The organism is Oleisolibacter albus (genome assembly GCF_003336875.1).
GTDB lineage: Bacteria > Pseudomonadota > Alphaproteobacteria > Azospirillales > Azospirillaceae > Niveispirillum > Niveispirillum album.
In genome coordinates this window covers 1-22,894 of sequence record NZ_QGNJ01000007.1, presented here as the reverse complement: position 1 = coordinate 22,894, position 22,894 = coordinate 1, and the positions used below count along the sequence as shown (strand labels likewise).

The window sequence follows — 22,894 nt, the reverse complement described above, 5'->3', positions numbered from 1 at the left end:
ATGGTCCCGACCGTTCCGGCTCCCACCATCCCCGCCGTTCCGGCCCCTGCCGTCCTGTCCCGCACTGTGCTGGTCGTGGCCGCCCACCCGGATGACGAGGTGCTGGGCTGCGGCGGCACCATCGCCCGCCACGCCGCCGGCGGCGATGTCGTGCATCTGCTGTTCATGACCAATGGCGAGGATGCCCGCGGCAATGTCCCCGCCGGCCATGTGGAGGCCCGGCGGCAGGCGGCCCGCACCGCCGCCGCCCTGCTGGGGGCGCAGCCGCCGGTGCTGCTGGATTTTCCCGACAACCGCATGGACAGCCTGGCCCTGCTGGACGTGGTCCAGGCGGTGGAGCGGCAGATCGCGGCGGTCACGCCGGACGTCATCTACACCCATCATGGCGGCGACCTCAATGTGGACCACCGCGTGGTGCATCAGGCGGTGCTGACGGCCTGCCGGCCGCAGGCCTGGTCACCGGTGCAGGCGCTCTACGCCTTCGCCGTTCCCTCCAGCAGCGAATGGGCCGGCCCCGGCATCGGCCCCGCCTTCCAGCCCACCCGCTTCGTCGATATCAGCGGCCATCAGCCGGCCAAGCGCGCAGCGCTGGAGGCCTACGCCGCCGAGATGCGGCCCTTCCCCCATTCCCGCTCGCTGGAGGGGGTGGCGGCGCTGGATTGCTGGACCGGTGCCATGGTGGGCATGGCGGCGGCGGAAGGATTCATGGTGCTGCGGGAGCTGGCGCGGGCCTGATCCCGCCGATGCGGGTCAGGCACCGCCATACAGGCTGCGCTCGCCCAGCTCGTCGCTGCGCCGCCGCTCCAGCTCCAGCGAATAGCGGCGCAGGGCATAGGCTTCGCTGAGATAGCCCAGCACATGCCGCGTCACCGGCCCATCCAGCACCGGCAGCCGTTCCGCTCCCGTCTCGGAGAAGCGCTTCAGCGCCGTGCGCACCGGCGTATCCGGCAGCAGGAACTGGTCTGCGCCCACGGCCAGCCCGGCCACGGTCTGCGGCAGCTGCTCGTCGGCCAGCTCATGGGCATGGGCCATGTCCACCCGGCCGGCATAGCGGCCCTCGCCGTCCAGCGCATAGACGGTTTTGGTCCCGCCCAGCGGGTGCAGCCGGCGCAGATCGGCCGGCGTGATGCTGGCGGCCACGGTCTTGGGATCAGTGCGCATCAGCCGCTTGGCCGTCAGCTCGCGCAGCCAGCCCACATCATGGGCGCCCTGGATCGGCACGCCGCGCAGATGGAAGCGCCAGGTGGCGAAACTGTAGCCGAACAGCTGGCGCACCACCATGCCCGCCATCAGCACGCCGGTCAGTACACCCGCCGCCGCCGGCAGGCTGCCGGTCATCTCCAGCACCAGCAGCACCATGGTGATGGGGGCGCCCACGATCGCGGCGCCGAAGGCGGCCATGCCCACCAGCACCAGCGCTTCCGGCTGCGGACCCAGGCCGGGCAGGGCCAGATGCAGCAGCTCGGCCAGCACGACACCGAACAGGGCGCCCAGGAACAGGCTGCTGCTGAACAGGCCGCCGCGGAAGCCACTGCCCAGGCTGATGGCGGCGGCCAGCGCCTTGGCCAGCAACAGGGACGCAGCCAGGCCCAGCCCGTAATGCAGGTCAAGCGCATCCTGGATTGCGCCCTGGCCGCTGCCCAGCACCTGCGGATAGACCAGGGCCAGACCACCCAGCAGGGCGCCGCCCAGGGCCGGGCGGCTCCAGCCCGGCAGGCCGGTGCCGCGGAACAGCGTCTCGGCCAGCGACACGGAGCGCATGACGGCAATGGCGGTCAGCCCGATCAGCACGCCCTGGACCAGAAAGACACCATAATCGGCCGGGTGGATCGCAAGATCGCCCTCCAGGCTGAACAGGTGCGGCTGGCCCAGCAGTTGCGGCAGCAGACCGGCGCTGACGGCGGCCAGGCAGACCGGCACCAACGCTGGCAGGGTATAGGCGCCGATCACCAGTTCGAAGGCGTAGAAGGCGCCGGCCAGCGGCGCATTGAAGGCGGCGGCGATGGCCGCCGCCGCCCCGCAGCCCACCAGCAGCCGCAGATCGCTGCGGCGCAGATTGGCCCATTGACCCAGCCGGCTGGCAATGCCCGATCCCAGCTGGGTATAGGCGGCTTCCAGCCCCACCGATCCGCCGCTGCCGTTGGACACCAGCGTGACCGCGGTCAGGCGCAGGCTGTCCACCACCGACATGCGCCCGCCATAGAGCGCATTGGCCTCCACCGGGTCGACGATCTCGCGGGCGGTGATGCGCCCGAACAGCCAGGCCAGGCCCCCCAGTGTCAGGCCTCCCAGCACCGGCACGATGCTGATGGCCAGCGGCGCCAGTCCGCGGCCCGCGCTCAGATGCCCGCCGGCCGGCACGCCGAACAGCAGCGTGTGCAGCAGCCCGACCAGCTGATGCACCCCCAGAACGCCCAGCCCCACCACCAGCCCGATGGCGGCACTCAGCAGGGCGATGGCCAGATCATTGTCGCGCAGATGCAGGCCCAGCCGGGCACGGATGCTGCCACCGGACAGGAAACGGGGGGACGGGTGCAGGATCGACATAGGGGCAGGGCAGACGAATAGGGTCCGGCAGGGCGCGGACTATGCCACAGACGATCCAGTCCCCGATTCTCGGGAAATGCAGGACAGGGCCGCCGGGATCGGTCGGCGGGGTCAACCGCACCGCGCCAGATCGGCCAGAGCGGCGGCCACCCGCTCGGCATCGCCGTCGGTCATGGCCGGGAACAGCGGCAGCGACAGGCAGCGTGCATAATACGCGTCGGCGCCCGGCAGCACCGTGCCGGGATAGCGCTGGCGGTAATAGGGTTGGCGGTGAACCGGCAGGTAATGCACCTGGGTCCCTATCCCCGCGGTCCGTAGCCGCCGCATCACCGCATCCCGGTCCAGGCCCAGGGCAGCGAAGTCGATGTGCACCACATACAGATGCCAGCCCGGCCGGCAGCCGGGAATACGCCGGATCGGTGCCACCACAGGGGCCAGCGGGGCCAGCAACCGGTCGTACAAATCCACCAGCGCCTGCCGGCGGGCCAGGAAACGGTCGATCTTGGCCAGCTGACTCAGCCCCAGCGCGCACTGGATGTCGGTGGCACGGTAGTTGAAGCCCGGCTCGAGCATCTCATAGTACCAGCTGTTGGGCTGGCCGTCGGCGGCCAGCCCCTCGCCGGGCTGGCTCACCCCCTCGGCGGCCGGGATCATGCCGTGGCTGCGGAACCGGCGCAGCCGGCGGGCCAGCTCGGCATCGCGCGTGGTGACGACCGATCCTTCACCCATGGCGATGGTCTTGACGGGATGCATGGAGAATACGGCCATGTCGGACTGCGGGCAGGCGCCCACGCGCACGACCGTGCCATCGGCGGCCACATGTGCCGCGCCGATGGCATGACATGCATCCTCCACCACCCGCAGCCCGTGCCGGCGGGCCAGGGCGCCCACCTCGCCCATTTCCACGCACTGGCCGTTGAGATGCACCGGCGCCAGCACCCGCGGCCGCCCCGCGGCCACCCGCGCCAGCGCCGCCTCCAGATGTGCGGCGCTGGTCAGGCCCGTGGCCGGGTCCACATCGGCGAAGACCACCTCCGCTCCGACATAGCGGGCGGCATTGGCCGTGGCCAGGAAGGTCAGGCTGGGGACCACCACCACGTCGCCGGGGCCGATGCCCAGCGCCAGCATGGCCAGATGCAGCCCGGCGGTGCCGTTGGAACAGGCCACCCCCTCCGGTGCGCCCACATACGCGGCCACCGCCTGCTCGAACCGGGCCACGCTGGGGCCGCCGGTCAGCCAGTCGCCCCGCAGCACCGCCGCCACGGCGGCGATGTCATCCTCATCGAGGCACTGCCGGCCATAGGGCAAGAAGGGCGCGGTGGTCATGGGGGTGCCTCACAGCCCGTCGGGCGTTTCGTCCAGCAGCCGGCGCAGACCTTCGCCGTCCAGCCAGTCGGTGTTGGTGTCGCTGGCGTAGCAGAACCCGTCAGCCACGGGATGGGCGCCGTCCACCTCGTAATTGTCGGTGCGCCAATAGCTGAAATTCGGACAGATGATATAGCGGTCGGCCAGTTCCAGTGTGCTGCGGCTGTCGTCGGACGAGATCATCATCTCGTGCAGCTTCTCGCCGGGCCGGATGCCCACCACCTTGTGCGGCAGGCCGGGGGCCACCACGTCGGCCAGATCCGTGACGCGCATGCTGGGGATCTTCGGCACGAAGACCTCGCCCCCCTTCATCATGGTCAGCGACGACAGCACGAAATCCACGCCCTGGGGCAGGGTGATCCAGAACCGCGTCATGCGCGGGTCGGTGATGGGGATCTCGGTCGCACCCTGCTGCACCAGCTTGCGGAAGAAGGGCACGACGCTGCCGCGCGATCCCACCACATTGCCATAGCGCACCACGGCGAAGCGCGGGCCGTCGCCACCGGAATAATTGTTGGCGGCGATGAAGATCTTGTCGGAGGCCAGCTTGCTGGCGCCGTACAGGTTGATGGGGTTGCAGGCCTTGTCGGTGGACAGTGCGATGACCCGCTGCACCGCACTGCCCATGGCTGCCTTCACCACGTTCTCCGCACCGATGATGTTGGTGCGGACACATTCGAACGGGTTGTATTCGGCGATGGACACATGTTTCAGCGCCGCGGCATGCACCACATAGTCGATGCCGCGCATGGCCGTGCGCAGCCGTTCCACGTCGCGCACATCACCGATGAAGAACCGGATCTCCGGCCGCCCGGCGAAGGCCGGGTCCTGGGCCATCTCGTACTGCTTCAGCTCGTCGCGGGAATAGATGACCAGCCGGCGCAGCTTGTATTGGCCCAGGATGGTCTTGGCGAAGCTCTTGCCGAAGGACCCCGTGCCGCCCGTGATCAGCACCGACTTGCCGTTCAGATCCACCATCTATCGAACCCCCGACCTGTGCGCCGGTGGTTGTCCGGCGTCGCTGCAGTCCGGCGTCCCTGCCGGGGGCGGACTGCCTAAGAAGTGCCCACTCCAATCTAGTCGTCTGCGGAATCCGGTGGCAAGCCGCAACCGCCGGATATGCCACGGACATGCAATCTGTCTGGGAACGATGGCTCCGGAAAGTGCGACAGGGCGTAGCACTCCAGTTGTGACGGAGCGGCCCCCGCCTGTTGAGCGGGCCTTTGGGAGGTCGCGATGTGGGGATCTGGCGTCGAGGAACTGATGGGACTCTGGTCAACCGGGTTGAGTGGGGCAACGGCCCGGTTGCACCCCTTGTTCCATAAACAAGCGCGGCGGGAGCAGTCGCCAAGTCCCTGGACGGGCTGCCCGGGTCGGAGTGTCACCAGATCGGGGAGATACGCGCCAAGGCAGCAGGAACACGGGGACCCTGCTGCCAGCGGGAGTGTCCGGAATTTCGCGCCTGGCGGGGTGTCGTCCGACCTGTTCTTCACGGCGCCGAACGCTGTGACCGGGGAGGTGACGACCTGGCAGAACGGACCGCCTGCGCCTCAGGGGGCCGGCGTGGCGGTCCGGCTCACCACATGGGACACGGAGGAGGCCGGCGCGGTGGGACCGGCGGCGCTGGCGGCAACGCTCATCAGCAGGAGGAAGGCGGCGCCGCTGACGGCGACGAAGCGGAAAAGCGAATTGTCCTTCATGCCGTTGCTCCCAGTCAGCCGTGGATGAAACCGAGCGTGAGGGGGCTCGAATCGCGGGAGGCCATTGCTCCCTTCTCATCTGTGTACTGTAGATCGGCGCATGCGGCAAGACAACGCAGTTTTGCGCATATGAGATCATCCGGCGGGTGATCTTGAAGATCGGAGGCAGAAGCCAAGGGCCAACCGCTGAATCCGGCGGTTCTTGATCATAGTAAAGACGGGGCGTGCTTCCGTCGTTCTATGGCTGGAGTCTTAGCGCTATTAAGAGGGTGGCCGCGGCGATTGCCAGTGGAGATGCCGCAAGGATGGATGCAACGCGCCGGGATCACGCGGGACAGCGGCGCGGGTTTGGTCGGTGGTCGGATTATGCGCGAGTACATCGACTCCGGCGAAGGCGTCGTCTCTGCCGGTCCGCCGCCCTCGGTACTTCAATGTGCTATACATCAATGTCGATATGACGACATGAATCCTGCGTCTGCGCCGGGACCTTAGCAGGCGCGGGCATGCGTCCCGCTGCGGGCCTCGGCATCGATATGCAGCACCAGCTTCCGCAGCACATGCAGCCCGAAGGGCCAGGGTCCGAACCCTGCCTCGGCATTGATATGCCCGGCCTCGCCGACATCGACCAACTCGGCATGCCAGGCGTTGCTCCAGTGAATGGCGCGGGAGAACCGCATCACCGGGTCATTGTGGCTGGCCACCACCACGGTCGGCACGCCCAGATCGCCGGTGGGGACACGGTCTTCCACCTCGAAGCGCGCCGGTTCGGCAGGGGCGACCAGCATCAGACCGGCGACGGCATGGGTGCGGTCGCCGGCCAGACAACACGAGGCCAGTGCCCCGAAGCTGTGCCCGACCAGGATGGCCGGCCGCGACCTGTCGGTCAATAAGCGGCGGATGGCACCGATCCAGGCCTCGATATCGGGGTCGTTCCAGTTGCGCTGGGTGATCCGGTCCCAGAAGGCATGGCGGTGCTGCCAGCGCGACTGCCAATGCTCCGGCCCGCTGTCATAGAGCCCCGGTACCAGTACGAAGCGGTAACGTGCCGACGCATCGGCCAGAGCCGCATCAACCTCCAGCATCTGATCGAATCCCATGGGGCGCAGCGGTGGTGCGCCGGAAATATGCCACCACCCAACAGTAAGCCGGCTTCCCCGACCGTCTCAAGTCCTCTCCGCCGGCAACCGGGACAGAAACCAGGTGACGGCCAGCAGATCGGCGCTGCCGCCCGGGCTGAGATTGCGGGCGATGGCAGCATCATCGAGCCGGTCCATGCGCCGACGGAAATCGGGGGCCAGCACGCCGCCGTCACGGCGCAGGCAGCGGGCGGAATCCTGGAGGAAGGCCAGCCCGTCCAGGCCACCGCGGGCCACGACATTGGTGTCGGGATTGACGGCCAGCAGTTCCAGCAGCGCCCCGTGCAGGGCTGTCTCCGTTCCCAGCCCGGCGGTGAGCAGCCGTTCATAGGCCGGCAGCGCGTGCTGCCGCACCGTGGCGAAGCCGGAGGCCGCTTCGCCACGGGCGCCGGTCAGGCCATACCGGCGATAGAGATGTTCCCCGGCCGTTGTTGCCTCTGCCGTGCGGCACAGCTCATCGACGATGCCGTCGCAAATGGCCGCCACTTCGGCACAGAGCGGTTCGCGGCTCAGGGGGCGTCCCCGCCCGGCCAGCCGTCCGGCTGCGGCGCACAGCAGACCGAAGGCGAAAATGCTGCCCTTGTGGGTGTTCACCCCCCGGGTCGCCCGCAGCATGTCGCGTTCGCAGGCCATGCCGTCGGCCCGGATCAGCGGCAGGAACAGGCTGGCCGGCACTGCCGTGGCGGCAAGGCCGCGGGCGAAGAAGACCCGGGCCCAGGGTGCGATGGCCCGGGCGCTGGCCAGGAAACTGTGGACATCCATGTCACGGTGGGCGCCAGTGTTGCGACGGTCGACCAGCCCTGGCTTGGGCGTCAGCAGCACCTCATGCAGAAGTGCCCGGTGGACGAGATGGGCGAGACGGCCTGCCAGGTCGTGCGCCGCCCCGTCCACCGGACCTCCGTCCGTCGGGCCACATCCGGCCGGACGGAGAAGGGAGCTGTCATCAAGCCCGGTACGCATCGATCCTCTCCTCGATCACGCCCAGCAGCGTTTCCAGCGGATGCCGGCGGGCGCGGGCGCAGGCATGGCCCGGCTCGCCGCAGACCAGACAGCGGCGTGGTTCCAGACCCAGGGCCGTCCGCGACAGCCCCCCCCGCTGTGGGCAGATGACGTCCAGATCCCAGAGCCGCCCCAGCGGGTGGGTATCCTCCCGCTCCGCCAGCGCCCGCTTGAGTGCCAGGGCGTCGGCGGCGACGGCGTAGAGGGCCTCCGGCCCTGTGGGCGCGGTCCGTATTTCCTGGAACGGCACGGCCCAGCCCTGGCGGCGGAACAGCGCGTCAAGGTCCGCCGCGGCCACCTCCATGGCGAAGCGCGTCCGCGGCGTATCCTTGACCGGCCCCGGGGCCACCAGCGTGACGGAGACGACGGGCAGCTGGAACCGGGCCAGCGCGTCGCGCTGGTGCGCGGCCCGCTGGTCGCGGGCCGCCAGCATGGCGTCGAGCGTCACCGGCGCGCCGGTGGGGGGGGACGGGGCCGGCATGGGGGATCAGGCCTTCACCTGCCGGACCACATCGATCACGCTGCCATCGCGGTAGCGGATGATCCCGACCACCTTGTCGAGGAATTCGATCGGCCGCGGCTCGCCGGTGATGGACTCGGCGCGCTGCTGCAACTCCTCGATGGTCATGACCGGCAGGCCCGCCGCCGTCAGCCGCTCCCGCACGTCGGGCCGGTTGGGATTGACGGCGATGCCATGGTCGGTCACCAGCACACCGATGCATTCGCCCGGCGTCACCACCGTCGTCACGCGGCGCACCACGGTGGGAATGCGGCTGCGGATCAGCGGTGCCACGACGATGGACAGGTTGGCCGCGGCCGCCACATCGCAGTGGCCGCCCGATGCACCGCGCATGACCCCGTCGGACCCGGTGATGACGTTGACGTTGAAGTCCAGGTCGATCTCCAGCGCGCTGAGGATCACCAGATCCATCTGATCGACGAAGGCACCCTTGGAGCCGGGGTTGGCGTACTCGTTGGTGGAGATCTCGATATGGTCGGGCGAGGTCCGCAGCGACTCCGCGGCATCGGCATCGAAGCTCTGGGTGTCGATGATCCGGGAGATCAGGCCCTTCTTGTGCAGGTCGACGATGCCGCCGGTGATGCCGCCCAGCGCGAAGCTGGCGGTGATGCCCTTGCGGCGCATATGGCCTTCCAGGAAGCGCGTGGCCGCCGTGGATGCGGCGCCCGAGCCGGTCTGCAGCGAGAACCCCTGCTCGAAATAGCCGGAATGGATCATGACCTCCGCCGCGTAGCGGGCGATCAGCAGCTCGCGCGGGTTGGAGGTGATGCGGGCTGCCCCGACGCTGATCTTCGACGGATCGCCGATCTGGTCGACCTTGACCACCCAATCGACCTGATCCTGCGAGATGCTGGCCGGCGCGTTGGGGAAGGGCACGATCTCCTCGGCCAGCAGAATGACCGTGCCGGCATGCTGCGCATCCACCATGGCATAGCCCAGCGAGCCGCAGCGGGACCGGCCACTGATGCCGTTGGCGTTGCCGAAGCAGTCGGCCGTGGACACGCCGAGGAAGGCGACGTCGATCTTCAGCTCACCGTCCTGGATCAGCTTCACCCGCCCGCCATGGGAGTGGATGTTGACGGGATTCTGCATCAACCCGTTGCTGATGGCCTCGGCCAGCTTGCCGCGCATGCCCGAGGTATAGATGCGGGTCACGACGCCGTTGCGGATATGCTCGATCAGCGGCGCGTTGCAGCTCAGCAGCGAGGAGGAGGCGAGCGTCAGATCCTTGTAGCCCATGCGGGCCAGCAGCTCGACCACCGTGTTGATGGTCTTGTCGCCCTCCCGGAAGGCGTGATGGAAGGAGATGGTCATGCCGTCCTTGAGACCGGAGCGGCGGATGGCATCCTCCAGCGTCTCACAGACCTTGCGCGCGCGTTTCTGCACGGGGTCCTTGAGATACGGTGTCTGTTTCGCGTAGCCGTCGAAACGCGGCAGGCGATCGAGAGCTGGCTCGTTGGAGAGCCGGTTGGCGTTGAGGTCGTTCACAACACAGCACTCCAGTTACTTGCGGGTTCCAGAGGCTTCGGCCCGCTGCAGCACACGCCGCGCATGGTCGATGACCGGGGCGTCGACCATCTTGCCGTTGAGCGAGACGACGCCGAGCCCCTTGCGCTCGCCCTCAATCGCGGCCGCGACCACGCGGCGGGCGTAGTCCACCTCTTCCTCGGTGGGGGCGAAGGCGTTGTGCAGCAGTTCGATCTGGCGCGGATTGATCAGTGACTTGCCGTTGAAGCCCAGCCGCTTGATCAGGTCGACTTCCTTGAGGAAGCCTGCCTCGTCGTTGAGGTCGGACCACACCACGTCGAAGGCGTCGATCTTGGCGGCGCGGGCGGCGTGAAGGACGGCGCAGCGGGCGTAGAACAGCTCGGTGCCGTCGCCACGCTCGGTCTGCATGTCCATGACATAGTCGAAGCCGGCCAGGGCTATGCCGATCAGCCGCGGCGACGCCTTGGCGATGCTCAGGGCATTGATGACGCCGCTGGCGGATTCGATGGCCGCCATCAGCCGGGTCGATCCGACCTCGCGGCCGCAGGCGCGCTCGATCCGCTCGACCTCGCGCTCCAGGACCTCGACGTCCTCGGCGCTGTCGGTCTTCGGCAGGCGCACCACATCGACCCCGGCCCGCACCACCGCTTCCAGATCGGCATGGCCGAAGGGGGTGTTGAGGGGATTGATGCGCACCACCGTCTCGATCCCGCGATAGACCGGGAGCCGGAGGGCGTGGAAGACCAGCAGACGGGCGGCGTCCTTCTCGCGAAGCGAGACGGCGTCTTCCAGGTCGAACATGATGGAGTCCGGCTTGTAGACGAACGCCGTGCTCAGCATGGCGGCGTTGGCACCGGGCAGGAACAGCATGCTGCGGCGCAGTTTCATGACAGGGCGCTCCAGTTGAAGGTTTGAACCTCGGCCCCGCGCAGCACGGCCGTCTGGACCCGTGCGCGGATGGCGCAATCGAGCGCCCCCTTGTCCTCCACCACGACCAGCCCGTCGGTGACGCCAAGCGCGTTCAGCGTGTCGCGCACCACCTGTTCGATCTGGGCGCCGAACTGCTGCATCACCTCGCTGCTGATGACCACGTCCAGCCCGTCCCCCGCAGCGGGGGACACCTTGACCAGCAGGTCGCTGGATTCCAGCGTTCCTGCCAGAGCCTCCTTAACGATCTTCATCGACCTCACTCCACTTGGGCCGGCGGCAGCCGCCGGACCGGTTCAGACACCAGCCGCCACGGCCCGCCGCGGCACCGCGTCGGGTTCACCCGCGGCGCCGGCCAGGTCTGGAACGAACGGCACGATCTTGGGCATGTACTTGTCCTGCAGCAGCTCGAAGGTCGCCGACGGGACCAGGGCGCGGATACGGTCGACATCGCGGCTGCGCAGCAGGCGGCGCACCTCCGAGGCGGAGATCGGCGTGCCTCCCGCACGGGTGCGTGCCTCTTCGATCACGGTGACGGCCGGGGCTGCCGCATCCGCGGTCTGCAGCCAGTACTTCATGTCCGCGTTGTATTTGCGCGTGGTTTCGCAGAAGGGTTCGGTGCCGACGAACCGGTGCGTGATGCCCAGCGCCGGCGCGATGTATCTGCGGAACAGCAGCAGGTCGATGGCCGTGCAGCAATCGCCCACCACGCCCTTTTCCTTGAAGAAATAGTCGGGGAAGGTGGCGCGCGAGACCATGTACTGCGACCCGTGGTGCAGGGTCAGCCGCTCGATCCCCTGGACGCCCTGTTCCACCAGCGCATAGCGGTCGCGGTAGGAGACGAAGGAGACATCCTCGCTGACCACGAACAGATGCAGCCAGTCGCACTGCGCCGCCGCCAGCCGCACAAGGTACTGGTGGCCCAGCGTGAAGGGGTTGGCATTGATGACGATGGCGCCGATCTTCGCGCCAGCGATCCGCTTGGTCCGCAGGCGGTCGCAGTAGCTGCGGATGCCGACCGGCGTGTTCTCCATCAGCGTGACGTAGCCCGGCACTTCGGCCAGCGGATAGAAGCCGCAGCCCTGGAAGAAGGACACGTTTTCCGGCCGGGTGTAGAGGAAGAGGTGCGAATGGCCGCGCTCATAGGCCAGATGGACCACTTCGCTCAGCAGCGTCAGGCTCAGCGAGCCGCCGCGCAGGTCGGGTTCGATGGCGCAGCACTTGACGATGTTGCTTTCCAGCCCGGCGCAGGCCACCAGCCGCCCCTCGTGGCGGCAGGCCACGAAGACCTGGATGTGCTCTTCGTAATCAAGCCCGCACCGGGTCAGAAGCTGCCGGATGGCATGCCGCTCGTCGGGGCTTGCAGCCGGGTCAACCGCGTAGAACTCGAAATCGTCAGTCACGGGCCGTGCTCCCCTTGGAGCGTCTGTCGGAACCGGGATGAGGGACATCCCGGACCTGTCCGGGTCCTCTGCCGGCCGATGCCGGCCAGGACCGCTCAATGGGGAAAGGCTAGCCGCGATTGCTGTCACAGCGCTGTCAAAGGCCTGCGCGCCGGAGGCGCAGGGGGCGCGGTGGGCTGCGGCATGGCCGCCGGGCAGGCGGCCGTGGCAGGGGCCGCTGCGAGCGGCCTTGATGGTGCCGCGATGCGCCGGGTCAGGCGAAGCGGGCGATCAGCCGGGCGACCGGCGGTCCGGTCAGAATGACGACGGCGAGGCGGAGCGTCTGCAGGGCCAGCACGAACGACACGTCGGCATCGCTGCCGACGGCGATGGCGGCGATCGATTCAAGCCCGCCCGGGCTGGTGGCCAGGAAGGCCGTCAGCCCGTCCATGCCCAGCAGCCGCATCAATCCCCAGGCCGAGGCCGCGCACAGGCCGATAAGGGCCAGGGTGGAAACCAGCATCTGCGGTACGGCGCGGACGGCGTGGCGGATCACCTCCGGGGTGAACCGCAGACCGACGGTCCAGCCGATGGCGCAATAGGCGATGTCCTGCAATCCGGCGGGCATGGACAGTTCGGCCAGTCCCGATCCGTGCAGCACGGCCCCGCCGATCATCGGCAGCAGCATCGCCCCGGCCGGCACCCGCAGCCGCCCCGCCAGCCAGGCTCCGCCGACGGCCACCAGAAGCGTCACGGCGTAGGCGGACAGCTGCTCCCCCAGCGGAACCGCAAGGACGGCGGGGGCCGCCGGTGCGACCAGATGTCCGCCGAGCAGGAAGCGTGAGACCAGCGACGCCGACAGCACCACCAGGACCACGCGGAAATACTGCATGAAGGCCACCAGCCGTGCATCGGCCCCGAATTCGGCGGCCATGGCCACCATGGCCGCGGCACCGCCCGGGGACGATCCCCAGGCGGCCGTCGTTCCCGGCAGACTGCCGAACCGGACCATCAGCCAGCCGACCAATCCGCTGGCCAGGACCGTGCTCATCACCACGGCCAGCATCGAGAACCAGTTCTGCGCCACGGCCACCAGCGTCGCCGCGGTGATGGCGTGGGCCACGAGACAGCCGACCACGGCCTGGGCACCGACGAAGGCCACCCGCGGCAGCCGCAGCGTCGTCCCCCGGATGCCGAGCACGATGCCGGCAACCATCGGTGCCAGCAGGGACGAGGCCGGCAACGCCGCCCAGTGCAGCCCGGCCGTCAGGACTGCGGACAGCAGGGCCAGCACTGCCCATTGCGCGGGAGGGGGAAGGCTCTTCATCGGATTTCCTTGCCTGGAGGACGCTGCACCCGGCCCGTCCCCGTATCAGATGCCCGGAGGTGCCCACTGTCTGCGGTGGCAGGGGCGTTCGCCGCCGACGGAACGGCAAAAAGACGGAGGCCGCCCACGGCCGGCCTTGAGGGCACCGGCCATGGGCGGCTCCGCCCGTCGGAATACTGGGTGGTCGTCAGGCGATGAACTTCGCCAGGACGATCAGCGTGCAGGTCACCGTCAGCGCCCCACCGATGCGGGTGGCGATCTGGGCGAAGGGCATCAGCACCATGCGGTTGGCAGCCGTCAGGATGGCGACGTCGCCGGTGCCGCCCTGACCGCTGTGGCAGGCGTTCACGATGGCGGCCTCAATCGGGTACATGCCGATGCGGCGGCCGACCAGGAAGCCGGTGCCCATCAGTGTCGCCACGGTGGCGAAGATGGTCACCAGGTTGGGCAGGGTGAAGGCGGCCATCAGCTTGTCCCAGGGCGTCATCGACACGCCCACGGCGAACAGCAGCGGATAGGTCACCGCGGTCTGGAAGAACTTGTAGACCACGGTGCCGCCTTCCTGCAGACGCGGGGAGATGGCGTTGCTGAGCTTGAACAGCACGGCGATGAACAGCATCGCCACCGGGGCCGGCAGGCCGAACAGCTTGTGCGACAGCGTGCCCATCAGATACAGGCAGATGGCGATCAGTCCGCCGGCGGCGACGGTGGCCGGGTCGATCGGACCGGTGGTCGGGGCGGCGGCAGCGGACGAGATCTCGTTCTCGACGCCCGGCTGCAGGCGGCCTTCACCGGTGAGGTGCGGATAGCGCTTGCCGATATAGTTGAGGGTGCCCGAGAGCAGGATGGCCGTCAGGCTGCCCAGCATCACCGGCGGCAGCACGGTGGCGAACATTTCGCCCTGCGGCAGGCCCAGGATCTCGCTGTAGCCGATGGAGAGCGGAATGGCACCTTCACCGACGCCGCCGGCCATGATCGGCACGACGAGGAAGAAGAAGGTCTCATAGGCGGTCTTGCCCACCAGCATGCCGACCAGGGTGCCGACGATGGCTGCGGCCACGGAGCCCACGGCCAGCGGCACGAAGATCTTGAAGAAGCCCTTGATCAGGACTTGCCGATCCATGCCGAAGATGCTGCCCACGATGATGCAGGCAATGAACAGGTAGAGGAACTGGCTCTGCTTGGTGAAGTCGGTGGTCACCTTGACCACTTCCACCGGAATGATGTGGTAGTAGGTCAGCGCCGAGGGAATGAAGGTGGCGAAGATGGCGGCCGCCCCGATGTTCTTGAGAACAGGCGTGCGCTTGCCGATTTCGGCGCAGGTGAAGCCGAACACCGCCAGCAGGGCGATGATCATGGTGATCTCGCCGGGAACCTTCCCCGCGCAGACGTGATAGTAAATGATGCCGGACAGGATCAGGAATGCCGGCAGCGGGATGATCCCGATGCGGAAGTCCATGATCTTCCACCAGCCATAAGGCCAGAAACGCTCTTTTTCCGCCGTTTTTTGTGCCGCAATACCGGCCGCAGCTTCAACGCTGGTCATTGGGGCGCTCCTTCTTAGAGATTTCGCCGGTTGCCCTGGCAGACTGCATGGCGATTTCCGGAAGAACGCCGGGTTCTTCGGGCCTTATGCTTCGCTGGCGCAGTCTGCTCCTGCTTTCCAGTGTTGGTCCTAGCGCTAAGATCTGTCGGAAACCTGTCTGTGCCGGCGCCTTGTTCGGGGCGATGTCGGAAAGTTCGCCTCTCCCTCTTCGCCTATCGATGGAGAGAGGTGGCGCCGCCGATGACAGGATCGGGACAGGCCGGCATGGCAGGGTGCGCGGGATGTTCACGTATCCCGTGTCACCCTATTGCGCGAGCGAGGCCCGCCATGACCATTGCCAACGACATTCTTCACGGTGCGACCGTATTCGACCGGGCCGTCGAGGTCTGGGGAACGCCCGAGCGTGCGGCGGAATGGCTGGAGTGTCCGGACAGTGCCCTGGCGGCCAAGCCTGCCGACCTGGCCGAATCCCAGGATGGGCTGATCCTGGTTCTGCGCCAGTTGCGCAACATCGAACTGCTGAAGTGCGCCTGACGCGGCATCCGTAACCCGGCGCGCAGGACCGGTTCGGCGCTGTCCGGACCGGCCCAGCGTGCCGGGGCGCGTCCGCAAGCTCCCTGACAGTTTCTTGACAGGTCTTTCGACGATAGTATCGCGAAAGCCGTCTGTCAGGCCGTCCGTCGGCCGACAATGAGCATGGACCGATCCGGCGCCAGTCCCGGAAAGAGTTCGTGCCGTCAGGGAGTTGATCGCCGTGCGTATTCTCGTCGTGGAAGACAACGAAGACCTTGCCGATGCCGTGATCCAGCGGCTGCGCAAGCTCGGCTACGGCATCGACTGGGCGTCCGACGGCCATCTGGCCCAGGATCTGCTGGCAACCGAGAAGTACCAGCTCATCATTCTCGACCTGATGCTGCCCGGCCCGGATGGGCAGACCATCCTGAAACAGCTGCGTCGGCGGGGCGATCAGACCCCCGTCCTGGTGATCACGGCGCGCTCCCGTGTCGATACCAAGGTGGATGCGCTGGATCTGGGGGCCGACGATTATGTGGTGAAGCCCTTCGACCTGCGTGAGGTGGAGGCGCGCTGCCGGGCCTTGCTGCGCCGCCAGCACGGCATGGCCTCGTCCGAACAGATCTTCGGCAATCTGACCTTCGATGCCGCCTCGAAGAAGGTCAGCATCGACAAGCGGCCGGTGGATCTCAGCGCCCGCGAATTCCGCCTGCTGGAGCTGTTCCTGTCCCACCTCAACCGGGTCATGAGCAAGGACACGCTGATCGACCAGCTGTGCAGTCTCGATCAGGCCGTGGCCCCCAATGCCATCGAGCTTTATGTCTCCCGCCTGCGGCGCAAGCTGGAGGGGGCCTCGGTGACGATCCGGACACTGCATGGACAGGGCTATATGGCGGAACTGACGCATGCCCCTTAGGCCCGGATCCCCCAAAACCGGTCTCGATGCCGTCCAGGATGCGGGGTCGCTGCGCCAGCGGCTGATGGTGCGTCTGCTGATCGTCCTGGCGGTTGTCGCCGGGTTCCTTTTCGTCCAGACCCGGATGGACGCCAAGCGCGCCGCGGACAGCGCCTACGACCAGCTGCTTCTGGCCTCGGCCCTGACCATTGCCGATGCCGTGCGGGTGGAGAACCAGTCGGTTACCGTGGATCTGCCCCCGTCCTCACTCAGCATCCTGGCCATGGCGCAGCAAAGCCGCGTCTTCTACAAGGTGCTGGACGCCGCGGCGACCCCGGTCATCGGCTATGGCGATCTGCCGGGATCCCCGCGGCAGGACGATACGGCGGTGTTCAGCGACAGTTCCTACCTCGGTGTTCCGGTGCGGATGGTGTCGCTGGGGCACCTCATCGTCCAGGCGCGCAGTCCGCATTGGGTGACCATCGTCGTCGCCCAGACCCGGGAGGAGCGCAACGCCCTGACCCAGAGCCTGTTCCTGAATTCCTTCCGGCACATCATCCTGCTGGTGCTGGTCAGCACCGGACTGGTCTGGTTCGGGGTGCGGCAGGCACTGGCGCCTCTGACCTTCCTGGGAGATCTCATCCGCAGTCGCCGGCCCAATGATTTCAGCCCCATCGAGGCGGCGGCGCCGACCGAGGTCCGCCAGTTGCTGGGCGCCATCAACACCTTGACGGGCCGTCTCCACGGTCACCTGGAATCAACCAAGACCTTCCTTGCCGACATGGCGCACCAGATCCGCACGCCGCTGGCGGCCTTGCGGTCCCAGGCCGAACTGGCGCTCGAGGGGCGGGACCCCGACAAGCTGCGCCGCAGTGTCGAGCGCATCCACCACAATGCCGTCGAGGCCAGCGAATTGACGACACAGCTGTTGAGCCACGCCATGGTCGTCCATCGCAGCGAGGCTCTGCATCCGGCGATGCTGGACCTCACGCTTCTGGCCAATCAGGTGGTCCAGCGGGCCGCCACCCTGGCCGAGGATACGGTGTTCCGGGTCGAGCAGGACGGGGAGGACCCCGTCACCGTCTGTGGCGATGCCGTCATCCTGCGCGAAGCGCTGGTGAACCTTGTGGACAATGCCGTCAAATATGGCGGCCAGGCCGGGGCGGTGGAGATGCGGCTTTATCCGGGCGACGGCACGCGTGGCCCGGTGGTGGAGGTGGCCGACCGTGGTCCCGGCATCCCCGATGAGGAAAAGCCGGCGGTGCTCAGCCGGTTCGGCCGCGGCAGCTCGTCGGCCGGCACTGTCGGCAGCGGACTCGGTCTCGCCATCGTGGCGGCGGTGGCGGACGGGCATGGTGCCGGCTTCGATCTGCTCGACCGGCCGGGCGGCGGTTTGATCGCCCGCATCACCTTCCCGCAGGAGAATCTGTGCAGCGTTCCACCGCCATCGCCGGCACGGCGGCGGGGAGGCATGCTGGCGCTGCTGCCACTCGCCGTCCTGTTGCTGTGGCCGGAGTCGGGCCAGGCACGGCAGCTGGTCTATCCCGCACCTGCCGCCGAGACGGAGCGGCTGCGCATCGCCTCGGCCACGGATCTTGCCGTGATGGATGTGCTGATCCGTGATTTCCAGGCGCACCATCCCGGCGTCACCGTCGAATATGACGAGGTGACCACGGGTGAACTCTACGATCATGTGGCGCATCCGCGCGGCCGGGTGACGGATCTGGTCATCAGCTCGGCGGCCGACCTGCAGGTGAAGCTGGTCAATGATGGGCTGACCCAGCCGCACCATTCGAAGTTCACGGCCCAGCTGCCGCGTTGGGCCAATTGGCGCGACGAGGCCTTCGCCTTCACCCAGGAGCCGGCGGTCTTCGTCTATAATCGCACCCTCGTGCCGGAGGCGGATGTCCCGCAGACCCGCGACGATCTGATCCATCTGATCCGGGACAAGGCCGACGCCTATAACGGACGGATCGCCACTTACGATATCGTCCAGAGCGGCATCGGCTATCTGCTGGCGACCCAGGATTCCGTGCTGAACAGCCAGTTCTGGCAGTTGGCCGATGCGTTGGCCGACCGGCATGTGCGCCAGTTCTGCTGTACCGGCGAGATGCTGGACTCCATTGAACGCGGCGACAGCCTCATCGGCTATAACCTGCTGGGGTCCTATGCCCGGGCCCGGCAGCTGGCAGGCGCGCCCATCGGGATCGTGCTGCCCAGCGATTACACGCTGGTGATCACCCGCGTCGCCGTCATTCCCAAGGCATCGTCGGCACGCGCCCTGGCCGGCCGCTTCATCGACTATCTGCTGTCGCCGGAAGGGCAGGGGCTGATCGCCCACAGCACCCCGCTCTATACGGTCTTTCCGGTACTGGAGGGACCGTTCTCGGCGGCGCAGCTGATGGCGGAGCTGAACGGTCCGTTGCAGCACGCCGATCTCGGCCCGCCGCTGCTGGTCTTCCTGGACGAGACCAAGCGCATGCGCTTCCTGCGGCAATGGCAGATGATCATGGCCCGGCCCTGATCTGCGACGGCCGGTCCGACCCCCCGACAGACTTCCGACAGGTTGGCTGCCTATAAGGCAAGACGTTCGTCAGCAACCGGATCGCGAACGGCCCCGTCGGACGGCGCACTGCATCGCCGGCGATCGGACCGGGATGCCGGTCCTGGTCGTTCAGTCAAGCCAATCAGGGGGGACGTTCCCATGTCCGGCGATCTCAAAGAGCGCGCACTCGATTATCACCGCTGCGGCAAGGCCGGGAAGCTGGCCATCGTCGCGACCAAGCCGATGCTGACCCAGCGCGATCTGGCGCTGGCCTATTCGCCGGGTGTGGCCTTCGCATGCGAGGACATCGTCGCCGACCCGTCGCGGGTGGCCGAGGTGACGGCGCGCGGCAATCTGGTGGCAGTGATTTCCAACGGCACGGCGGTGCTGGGGCTGGGGGACATCGGTCCGCTGGCGTCGAAGCCGGTCATGGAGGGCAAGGCCGTCCTGTTCAAGAAGTTCGCCGACATCGACGTGTTCGACATCGAGATCGACGAGAAGGATGTGGACGCGCTGGTGGACACCATCGCGCGGCTGGAGCCGACCTTCGGCGCCATCAATCTGGAGGATATCGGGGCGCCGGCCTGCTTCGAGGTGGAGCGCCGGCTGCGTGAGCGCATGAAGATCCCGGTCTTCCATGACGACCAGCATGGCACCGCCATCGTGGTGGCTGCGGCCGTCCATAACGGGCTGAATGTGGTGGGCAAGCGGATCGAGGATATCAAGGTGGTGTCCACCGGCGGCGGCGCCGCGGGGATCGCCTGCCTGGATCTGCTGGTGGGCATGGGTCTGCGGCGTGACAATGTCATCCTGGCCGACCGCGAGGGCGTGGTCTATCCGGGCCGCAACCGCGGCATGACCCCGCAGAAGGAGCGCTACGCCACAGCCAGCGGCGTGCGCAGTCTGGCCGACGCCATGGTGGGGGCCGATCTGTTCCTGGGCCTGTCCGGCCCCGGCGTGCTGACCGGCGATATGGTGAAGGCCATGGGGCCGCGGCCGCTGATCCTGGCCCTGGCCAATCCGACGCCGGAGATCATGCCGGAGGAGGCGCGGGCGGCCCGTCCGGACGCCATCATCGCCACCGGCCGCTCCGACTATCCCAACCAGGTCAACAATGTCCTCTGCTTCCCCTTCATCTTCCGCGGCGCGCTGGATGTGGGGGCCACCACCATCAATGAGGAAATGAAGATCGCCTGCGTCAAGGCCATCGCCGACATGGCGCGCATCGAGGCCTCCGACGTGGTGGCGTCGGCCTATACCGGCGAGCAGTTGCGCTTCGGCCCGGACTACATCCTGCCCAAGCCGTTCGATCCGCGGCTGATCGTCGAGGTGGCCTCGGCCGTGGCCAAGGCGGCCATGGACAGCGGCGTGGCGACGCGGCCGCTGGCGGATCTGCGCGCCTATCGCGAGCGTCTGGGGCAGTATGTGTTCCGCTCCGGCCTGGTGATGAAGCCGGTGTTCCAGAAGGCGGCCCAGGCGCCGAAGCGGGTGGTCTATGCCGAGGGCGAGGATGACCGCGTGTTGCGCGCGGCCCAGGTGGCCGTGGATGACGGCATCGCCAAGCCCATTCTGTTGGGACGGCCGGAGGTGGTGGCCCGCAAGCTGGCCGAGCTGAACCTGCGTCTGGTCCCCGGCCGCGATGTGGAGGTGGTGGAGCCTGTGCGCGACCCGCGCTGCCACGAATACGCCCATGTCTATCAGCAGGTCATGGGCCGGCGCGGCGTGTCGCCGGCGCAGGCGGCCACGCTGGTGCGCTCCGATGCCAGCGTCTTCGCCGCCCTGATGGTGCGGCGGGGGGCGGCCGATGCCATGATCTGCGGCACGGCCGGCCGCTATGCCGATCATCACCGCCATGTGCGCGATGTGCTGGGGCGCCACGGTGATGCGCCGCTGTCGGCGGCGATGACGCTGCTGATTCTGGGCAAGGGCACCTATTTCCTGGCCGATACCCAGGTGAACACCGACCCGACAGCGGCGGAGATTGCCGAGATCACCGTCCTGGCCGCGGAAAAGGTCCGTCATTTCGGTATCGAACCGAAGGTGGCGCTGCTGTCCCACTCCAATTTCGGCAGTTCGGACGCGCCGTCGGCGCTGAAGATGCGGGCCGCGCTGGAACTGCTGCGGCGCCGGGCACCGGAGCTGGAGGCCGATGGCGAGATGCATGCCGAGGCGGCACTGTCGGAGACGGTGCGCGGCGCCATCCTGCCGGACAGCCGGCTGCGTGGGGCGGCGAACCTGCTGGTGATGCCGAACCTGGACGCGGCCAACATCACCGTGGAGATGCTGAAGGTGCTGGGCGACGGGCTGGCTGTCGGCCCCATCCTGCTGGGTGTCGGTGCGCCCGCCCACATCGTTACGCCCGCCATCACCACCCGCGGCCTTGTCAATGTGACGGCGCTGGCGGTGGTGGATGCCCAGCTGGACACGGCCCCGGTGCCGCTGCGCCAGGCGGCGGAGTAGGCGGCGGAACAGGCGACCGGGCCGGCCTCCTCCGTCCGGGTGGGCCGGCCCGGTTCATCGGAACATCCTGGTGTCCGTGCGCCGCTGTCCGGGCGCGTCGTTCCATGCGCGCGGTCGCCCGACCGTAGGCCCGTGCGGCCCCTGCCAGGATCGGTCTTCGTGGAGACAAGAGATGAAGTTGGTCAATTTCCGGCACAACGGCACGCGCAGCTATGGCGTGGCCGTGGCTGGCGGCATCGTCGATCTGAGGCGCCGTCTGGGGCCAAAATATGCGGATCTCAAGGGGATGCTGGCCGGCGGCGGTCTGGCCGAGGCTGCCGCCTGTCTGGACGCGGCACCGGATTACGCCGAGTCCGCCATCGAGTTCCTGCCCACCATCGAGAACCCCGGCAAGATCTTTTGCGTCGGCATGAACTATGCCGACAAGCGCGTGGAGTTCGGTGAGACGAATGCCGCTCCGACGCTGTTCATCCGCTTTCCCGACTCGCAAACCGGCCATGCCTGTCCGGTGATCAAGCCGACCTTCACCAGCGAGTTCGACTATGAGGGCGAACTGGCCGTCATCATCGGCAAGAGCGGCTTCCGCCTGACCCGCGAGGAGGCGCTGTCCCATGTGGCCGGGTACAGCTGCTACATGGACGGGTCGGTGCGCGACTGGCAGCATAGCTGGTTCACGGCCGGCAAGAACTGGCGCAGCACCGGCGCCTTCGGGCCGTGGCTGGTGACCGCCGACGAGATCCCCGATCCCCATGCCCTGGGCATCCGCACCTTCCTCAACGGCCAGCAGGTGCAGAACGACAATACCGGCAACATGATCCACCGGATCCCGGCGTTGATCGAATATATCAGCACCTTCAGCGCGCTGGCGCCCGGTGACGTCATCATCACCGGTTCGCCCGGCGGCGTGGGCAAGAAGCGGACCCCGCCGCTGTTCCTGAAGGAAGGCGACCACATCGAGGTGGAGATCGAGCGGATCGGCCGCCTGTCCAACATCATCCAGCGCGAGGCCGCTGCGGCCTGATCGCGCAGACGGCCTGCTCCGGCAGGGGCGGGCCTTGCCTTTCCACCGCGGTCCATGCGGTAAATGTGGAAACAAATGTTCCAGATCAATGCGCCTCAGCATGAAATTCTGGAACATGCTCCCGCTGCACCCGTGAACCAACCGGGAGTCGGTGACGCCACCGTCGAGCGGTGCGCCCGATCCCAGCTCTCCAGGAGCCTGACATGAACATGATTTCACGTCCTCTCGACACCACCGACGCCTGGCGCGGGTTCAGCGGCAGCGATTGGCAGGATCAGGTCAACGTTTCGGCCTTCATCAAGGCGAACTACACGCCGTACACGGGGGACTCGTCGTTTCTGGCGGGTCCGACGGCGCGGACGACGGCGCTGTGGGCGCGTCTGGGCGCGTTGCTGAAGCAGGAGCGGGCCAAGGGTGTTCTGGACGTCTCGGCGGACCGGGCGTCCAGCATCACGGCGCATGATGCCGGCTATATCGACCGCGACAACGAGATCATCGTCGGTCTGCAGACCGACGCGCCGCT

General features: G+C 67.7%; 20 protein-coding genes. 7 read left to right on the top strand and 13 right to left on the bottom strand.

All coding sequences use genetic code 11. The annotated features are described in order from the left end of the window. The gene (locus DK368_RS11040; protein WP_205028162.1) at positions 1 to 735 is read left to right on the top strand and encodes a PIG-L deacetylase family protein; all 735 of its coding nucleotides are present in this window, start codon (positions 1 to 3) and stop codon (positions 733 to 735) included. A gap of 15 nt (positions 736 to 750) precedes the next feature. Here DK368_RS11040 and DK368_RS11035 read toward each other — a convergent pair whose 3' ends face one another. From DK368_RS11035 to DK368_RS10980, 13 genes are all read right to left on the bottom strand, one after another. Next, positions 751 to 2,547: a chloride channel protein gene (locus DK368_RS11035; RefSeq protein WP_205028160.1), complete on the bottom strand. Its 1,797-nt coding sequence runs from the start codon at positions 2,545 to 2,547 to the stop codon at positions 751 to 753. A 111-nt stretch (positions 2,548 to 2,658) separates the two neighbouring features. Continuing rightward, complete coding sequence (gene pseC / locus DK368_RS11030; protein ID WP_114394013.1) at positions 2,659 to 3,873, bottom strand: UDP-4-amino-4,6-dideoxy-N-acetyl-beta-L-altrosamine transaminase; 1,215 nt, start codon at positions 3,871 to 3,873, stop codon at positions 2,659 to 2,661. Positions 3,874 to 3,882: 9 nt separating this feature from the next. Beyond that, a complete protein-coding gene (gene pseB, locus DK368_RS11025; protein ID WP_114394012.1) occupies positions 3,883 to 4,890 on the bottom strand; it encodes a UDP-N-acetylglucosamine 4,6-dehydratase (inverting) in 1,008 nt (335 codons plus the stop codon). A gap of 572 nt (positions 4,891 to 5,462) precedes the next feature. Continuing rightward, entirely contained in the window at positions 5,463 to 5,612 is a 150-nt protein-coding gene (locus tag DK368_RS21380) for a hypothetical protein (protein WP_155524548.1), read from the bottom strand. Between the two features lie 488 nt (positions 5,613 to 6,100). Further along, entirely contained in the window at positions 6,101 to 6,694 is a 594-nt protein-coding gene (locus DK368_RS11020; RefSeq protein WP_114394190.1) for an RBBP9/YdeN family alpha/beta hydrolase, read from the bottom strand. Positions 6,695 to 6,775: 81 nt separating this feature from the next. Beyond that, positions 6,776 to 7,708, bottom strand: a complete 933-nt coding sequence (citG, locus tag DK368_RS11015; RefSeq protein ID WP_114394011.1) for a triphosphoribosyl-dephospho-CoA synthase CitG — start codon at positions 7,706 to 7,708, stop codon at positions 6,776 to 6,778. Continuing rightward, positions 7,692 to 8,228, bottom strand: a complete 537-nt coding sequence (gene citX / locus DK368_RS11010; RefSeq protein WP_114394010.1) for a citrate lyase holo-[acyl-carrier protein] synthase — start codon at positions 8,226 to 8,228, stop codon at positions 7,692 to 7,694. The genes citG and citX overlap by 17 nt, the downstream gene beginning before the upstream one ends. A gap of 6 nt (positions 8,229 to 8,234) precedes the next feature. Beyond that, positions 8,235 to 9,755 carry a citrate lyase subunit alpha gene (gene citF / locus DK368_RS11005; protein WP_114394009.1) on the bottom strand — a complete coding sequence of 507 codons (1,521 nt, stop codon included), beginning with the start codon at positions 9,753 to 9,755 and terminating at the stop codon, positions 8,235 to 8,237. A 15-nt stretch (positions 9,756 to 9,770) separates the two neighbouring features. After that, entirely contained in the window at positions 9,771 to 10,643 is an 873-nt protein-coding gene (citE, locus tag DK368_RS11000) for a citrate (pro-3S)-lyase subunit beta (protein ID WP_114394008.1), read from the bottom strand. Beyond that, on the bottom strand, positions 10,640 to 10,936 hold the full coding sequence (gene citD / locus DK368_RS10995; RefSeq protein ID WP_114394007.1) for a citrate lyase acyl carrier protein: 297 nt from the start codon (positions 10,934 to 10,936) through the stop codon (positions 10,640 to 10,642). Before citD ends, citE begins: the two co-directional genes overlap by 4 nt. A 42-nt stretch (positions 10,937 to 10,978) precedes the next feature. Continuing rightward, complete coding sequence (citC, locus tag DK368_RS10990; protein ID WP_114394006.1) at positions 10,979 to 12,085, bottom strand: [citrate (pro-3S)-lyase] ligase; 1,107 nt, start codon at positions 12,083 to 12,085, stop codon at positions 10,979 to 10,981. Between the two features lie 253 nt (positions 12,086 to 12,338). After that, positions 12,339 to 13,391, bottom strand: a complete 1,053-nt coding sequence (locus DK368_RS10985) for an AbrB family transcriptional regulator (protein ID WP_114394005.1) — start codon at positions 13,389 to 13,391, stop codon at positions 12,339 to 12,341. A 187-nt stretch (positions 13,392 to 13,578) separates the two neighbouring features. Continuing rightward, positions 13,579 to 14,937 (bottom strand): 2-hydroxycarboxylate transporter family protein, encoded by a 1,359-nt coding sequence (locus DK368_RS10980; protein WP_114394004.1) that lies wholly within the window; start codon positions 14,935 to 14,937, stop codon positions 13,579 to 13,581. A gap of 327 nt (positions 14,938 to 15,264) precedes the next feature. Here DK368_RS10980 and DK368_RS10975 point away from each other — a divergent pair, with 327 nt between their 5' ends. The 6 genes from DK368_RS10975 to DK368_RS10950 form a co-directional block, all read left to right on the top strand. Then, positions 15,265 to 15,471 (top strand): MbcA/ParS/Xre antitoxin family protein, encoded by a 207-nt coding sequence (locus DK368_RS10975; RefSeq protein ID WP_114394003.1) that lies wholly within the window; start codon positions 15,265 to 15,267, stop codon positions 15,469 to 15,471. A gap of 220 nt (positions 15,472 to 15,691) precedes the next feature. Continuing rightward, positions 15,692 to 16,366, top strand: coding sequence for a response regulator transcription factor (locus DK368_RS10970; protein WP_114394189.1), 675 nt, complete (start codon positions 15,692 to 15,694; stop codon positions 16,364 to 16,366). Next, positions 16,356 to 18,869 (top strand): sensor histidine kinase, encoded by a 2,514-nt coding sequence (locus tag DK368_RS10965; RefSeq protein WP_114394002.1) that lies wholly within the window; start codon positions 16,356 to 16,358, stop codon positions 18,867 to 18,869. Before DK368_RS10970 ends, DK368_RS10965 begins: the two co-directional genes overlap by 11 nt. A gap of 180 nt (positions 18,870 to 19,049) precedes the next feature. After that, on the top strand, positions 19,050 to 21,350 hold the full coding sequence (locus tag DK368_RS10960) for an NADP-dependent malic enzyme (protein ID WP_114394001.1): 2,301 nt from the start codon (positions 19,050 to 19,052) through the stop codon (positions 21,348 to 21,350). A gap of 172 nt (positions 21,351 to 21,522) precedes the next feature. Then, a complete protein-coding gene (locus tag DK368_RS10955; protein ID WP_114394000.1) occupies positions 21,523 to 22,371 on the top strand; it encodes a fumarylacetoacetate hydrolase family protein in 849 nt (282 codons plus the stop codon). Positions 22,372 to 22,574: 203 nt separating this feature from the next. Next, positions 22,575 to 22,894: pyruvate formate lyase family protein (locus DK368_RS10950; RefSeq protein WP_275668506.1), on the top strand; the 320-nt coding region annotated here is incomplete at its 3' end.

Bases quoted from the DNA above. Each gene is read 5' to 3' on its own strand.
- DK368_RS11040 (WP_205028162.1), top strand. From the start codon at position 1: ATGGTCCCGACCGTTCCGGCTCCCACCATCCCCGCCGTTCCGGCCCCT.
- DK368_RS11035 (WP_205028160.1), bottom strand. From the start codon at position 2,547: ATGTCGATCCTGCACCCGTCCCCCCGTTTCCTGTCCGGTGGCAGCATC.
- pseC (WP_114394013.1), bottom strand. From the start codon at position 3,873: ATGACCACCGCGCCCTTCTTGCCCTATGGCCGGCAGTGCCTCGATGAG.
- pseB (WP_114394012.1), bottom strand. From the start codon at position 4,890: ATGGTGGATCTGAACGGCAAGTCGGTGCTGATCACGGGCGGCACGGGG.
- DK368_RS21380 (WP_155524548.1), bottom strand. From the start codon at position 5,612: ATGAAGGACAATTCGCTTTTCCGCTTCGTCGCCGTCAGCGGCGCCGCC.
- DK368_RS11020 (WP_114394190.1), bottom strand. From the start codon at position 6,694: ATGCTGGAGGTTGATGCGGCTCTGGCCGATGCGTCGGCACGTTACCGC.
- citG (WP_114394011.1), bottom strand. From the start codon at position 7,708: ATGCGTACCGGGCTTGATGACAGCTCCCTTCTCCGTCCGGCCGGATGT.
- citX (WP_114394010.1), bottom strand. From the start codon at position 8,228: ATGCCGGCCCCGTCCCCCCCCACCGGCGCGCCGGTGACGCTCGACGCC.
- citE (WP_114394008.1), bottom strand. From the start codon at position 10,643: ATGAAACTGCGCCGCAGCATGCTGTTCCTGCCCGGTGCCAACGCCGCC.
- citD (WP_114394007.1), bottom strand. From the start codon at position 10,936: ATGAAGATCGTTAAGGAGGCTCTGGCAGGAACGCTGGAATCCAGCGAC.
- DK368_RS10985 (WP_114394005.1), bottom strand. From the start codon at position 13,391: ATGAAGAGCCTTCCCCCTCCCGCGCAATGGGCAGTGCTGGCCCTGCTG.
- DK368_RS10980 (WP_114394004.1), bottom strand. From the start codon at position 14,937: ATGACCAGCGTTGAAGCTGCGGCCGGTATTGCGGCACAAAAAACGGCG.
- DK368_RS10975 (WP_114394003.1), top strand. From the start codon at position 15,265: ATGACCATTGCCAACGACATTCTTCACGGTGCGACCGTATTCGACCGG.
- DK368_RS10965 (WP_114394002.1), top strand. From the start codon at position 16,356: ATGCCCCTTAGGCCCGGATCCCCCAAAACCGGTCTCGATGCCGTCCAG.
- DK368_RS10960 (WP_114394001.1), top strand. From the start codon at position 19,050: ATGTCCGGCGATCTCAAAGAGCGCGCACTCGATTATCACCGCTGCGGC.
- DK368_RS10955 (WP_114394000.1), top strand. From the start codon at position 21,523: ATGAAGTTGGTCAATTTCCGGCACAACGGCACGCGCAGCTATGGCGTG.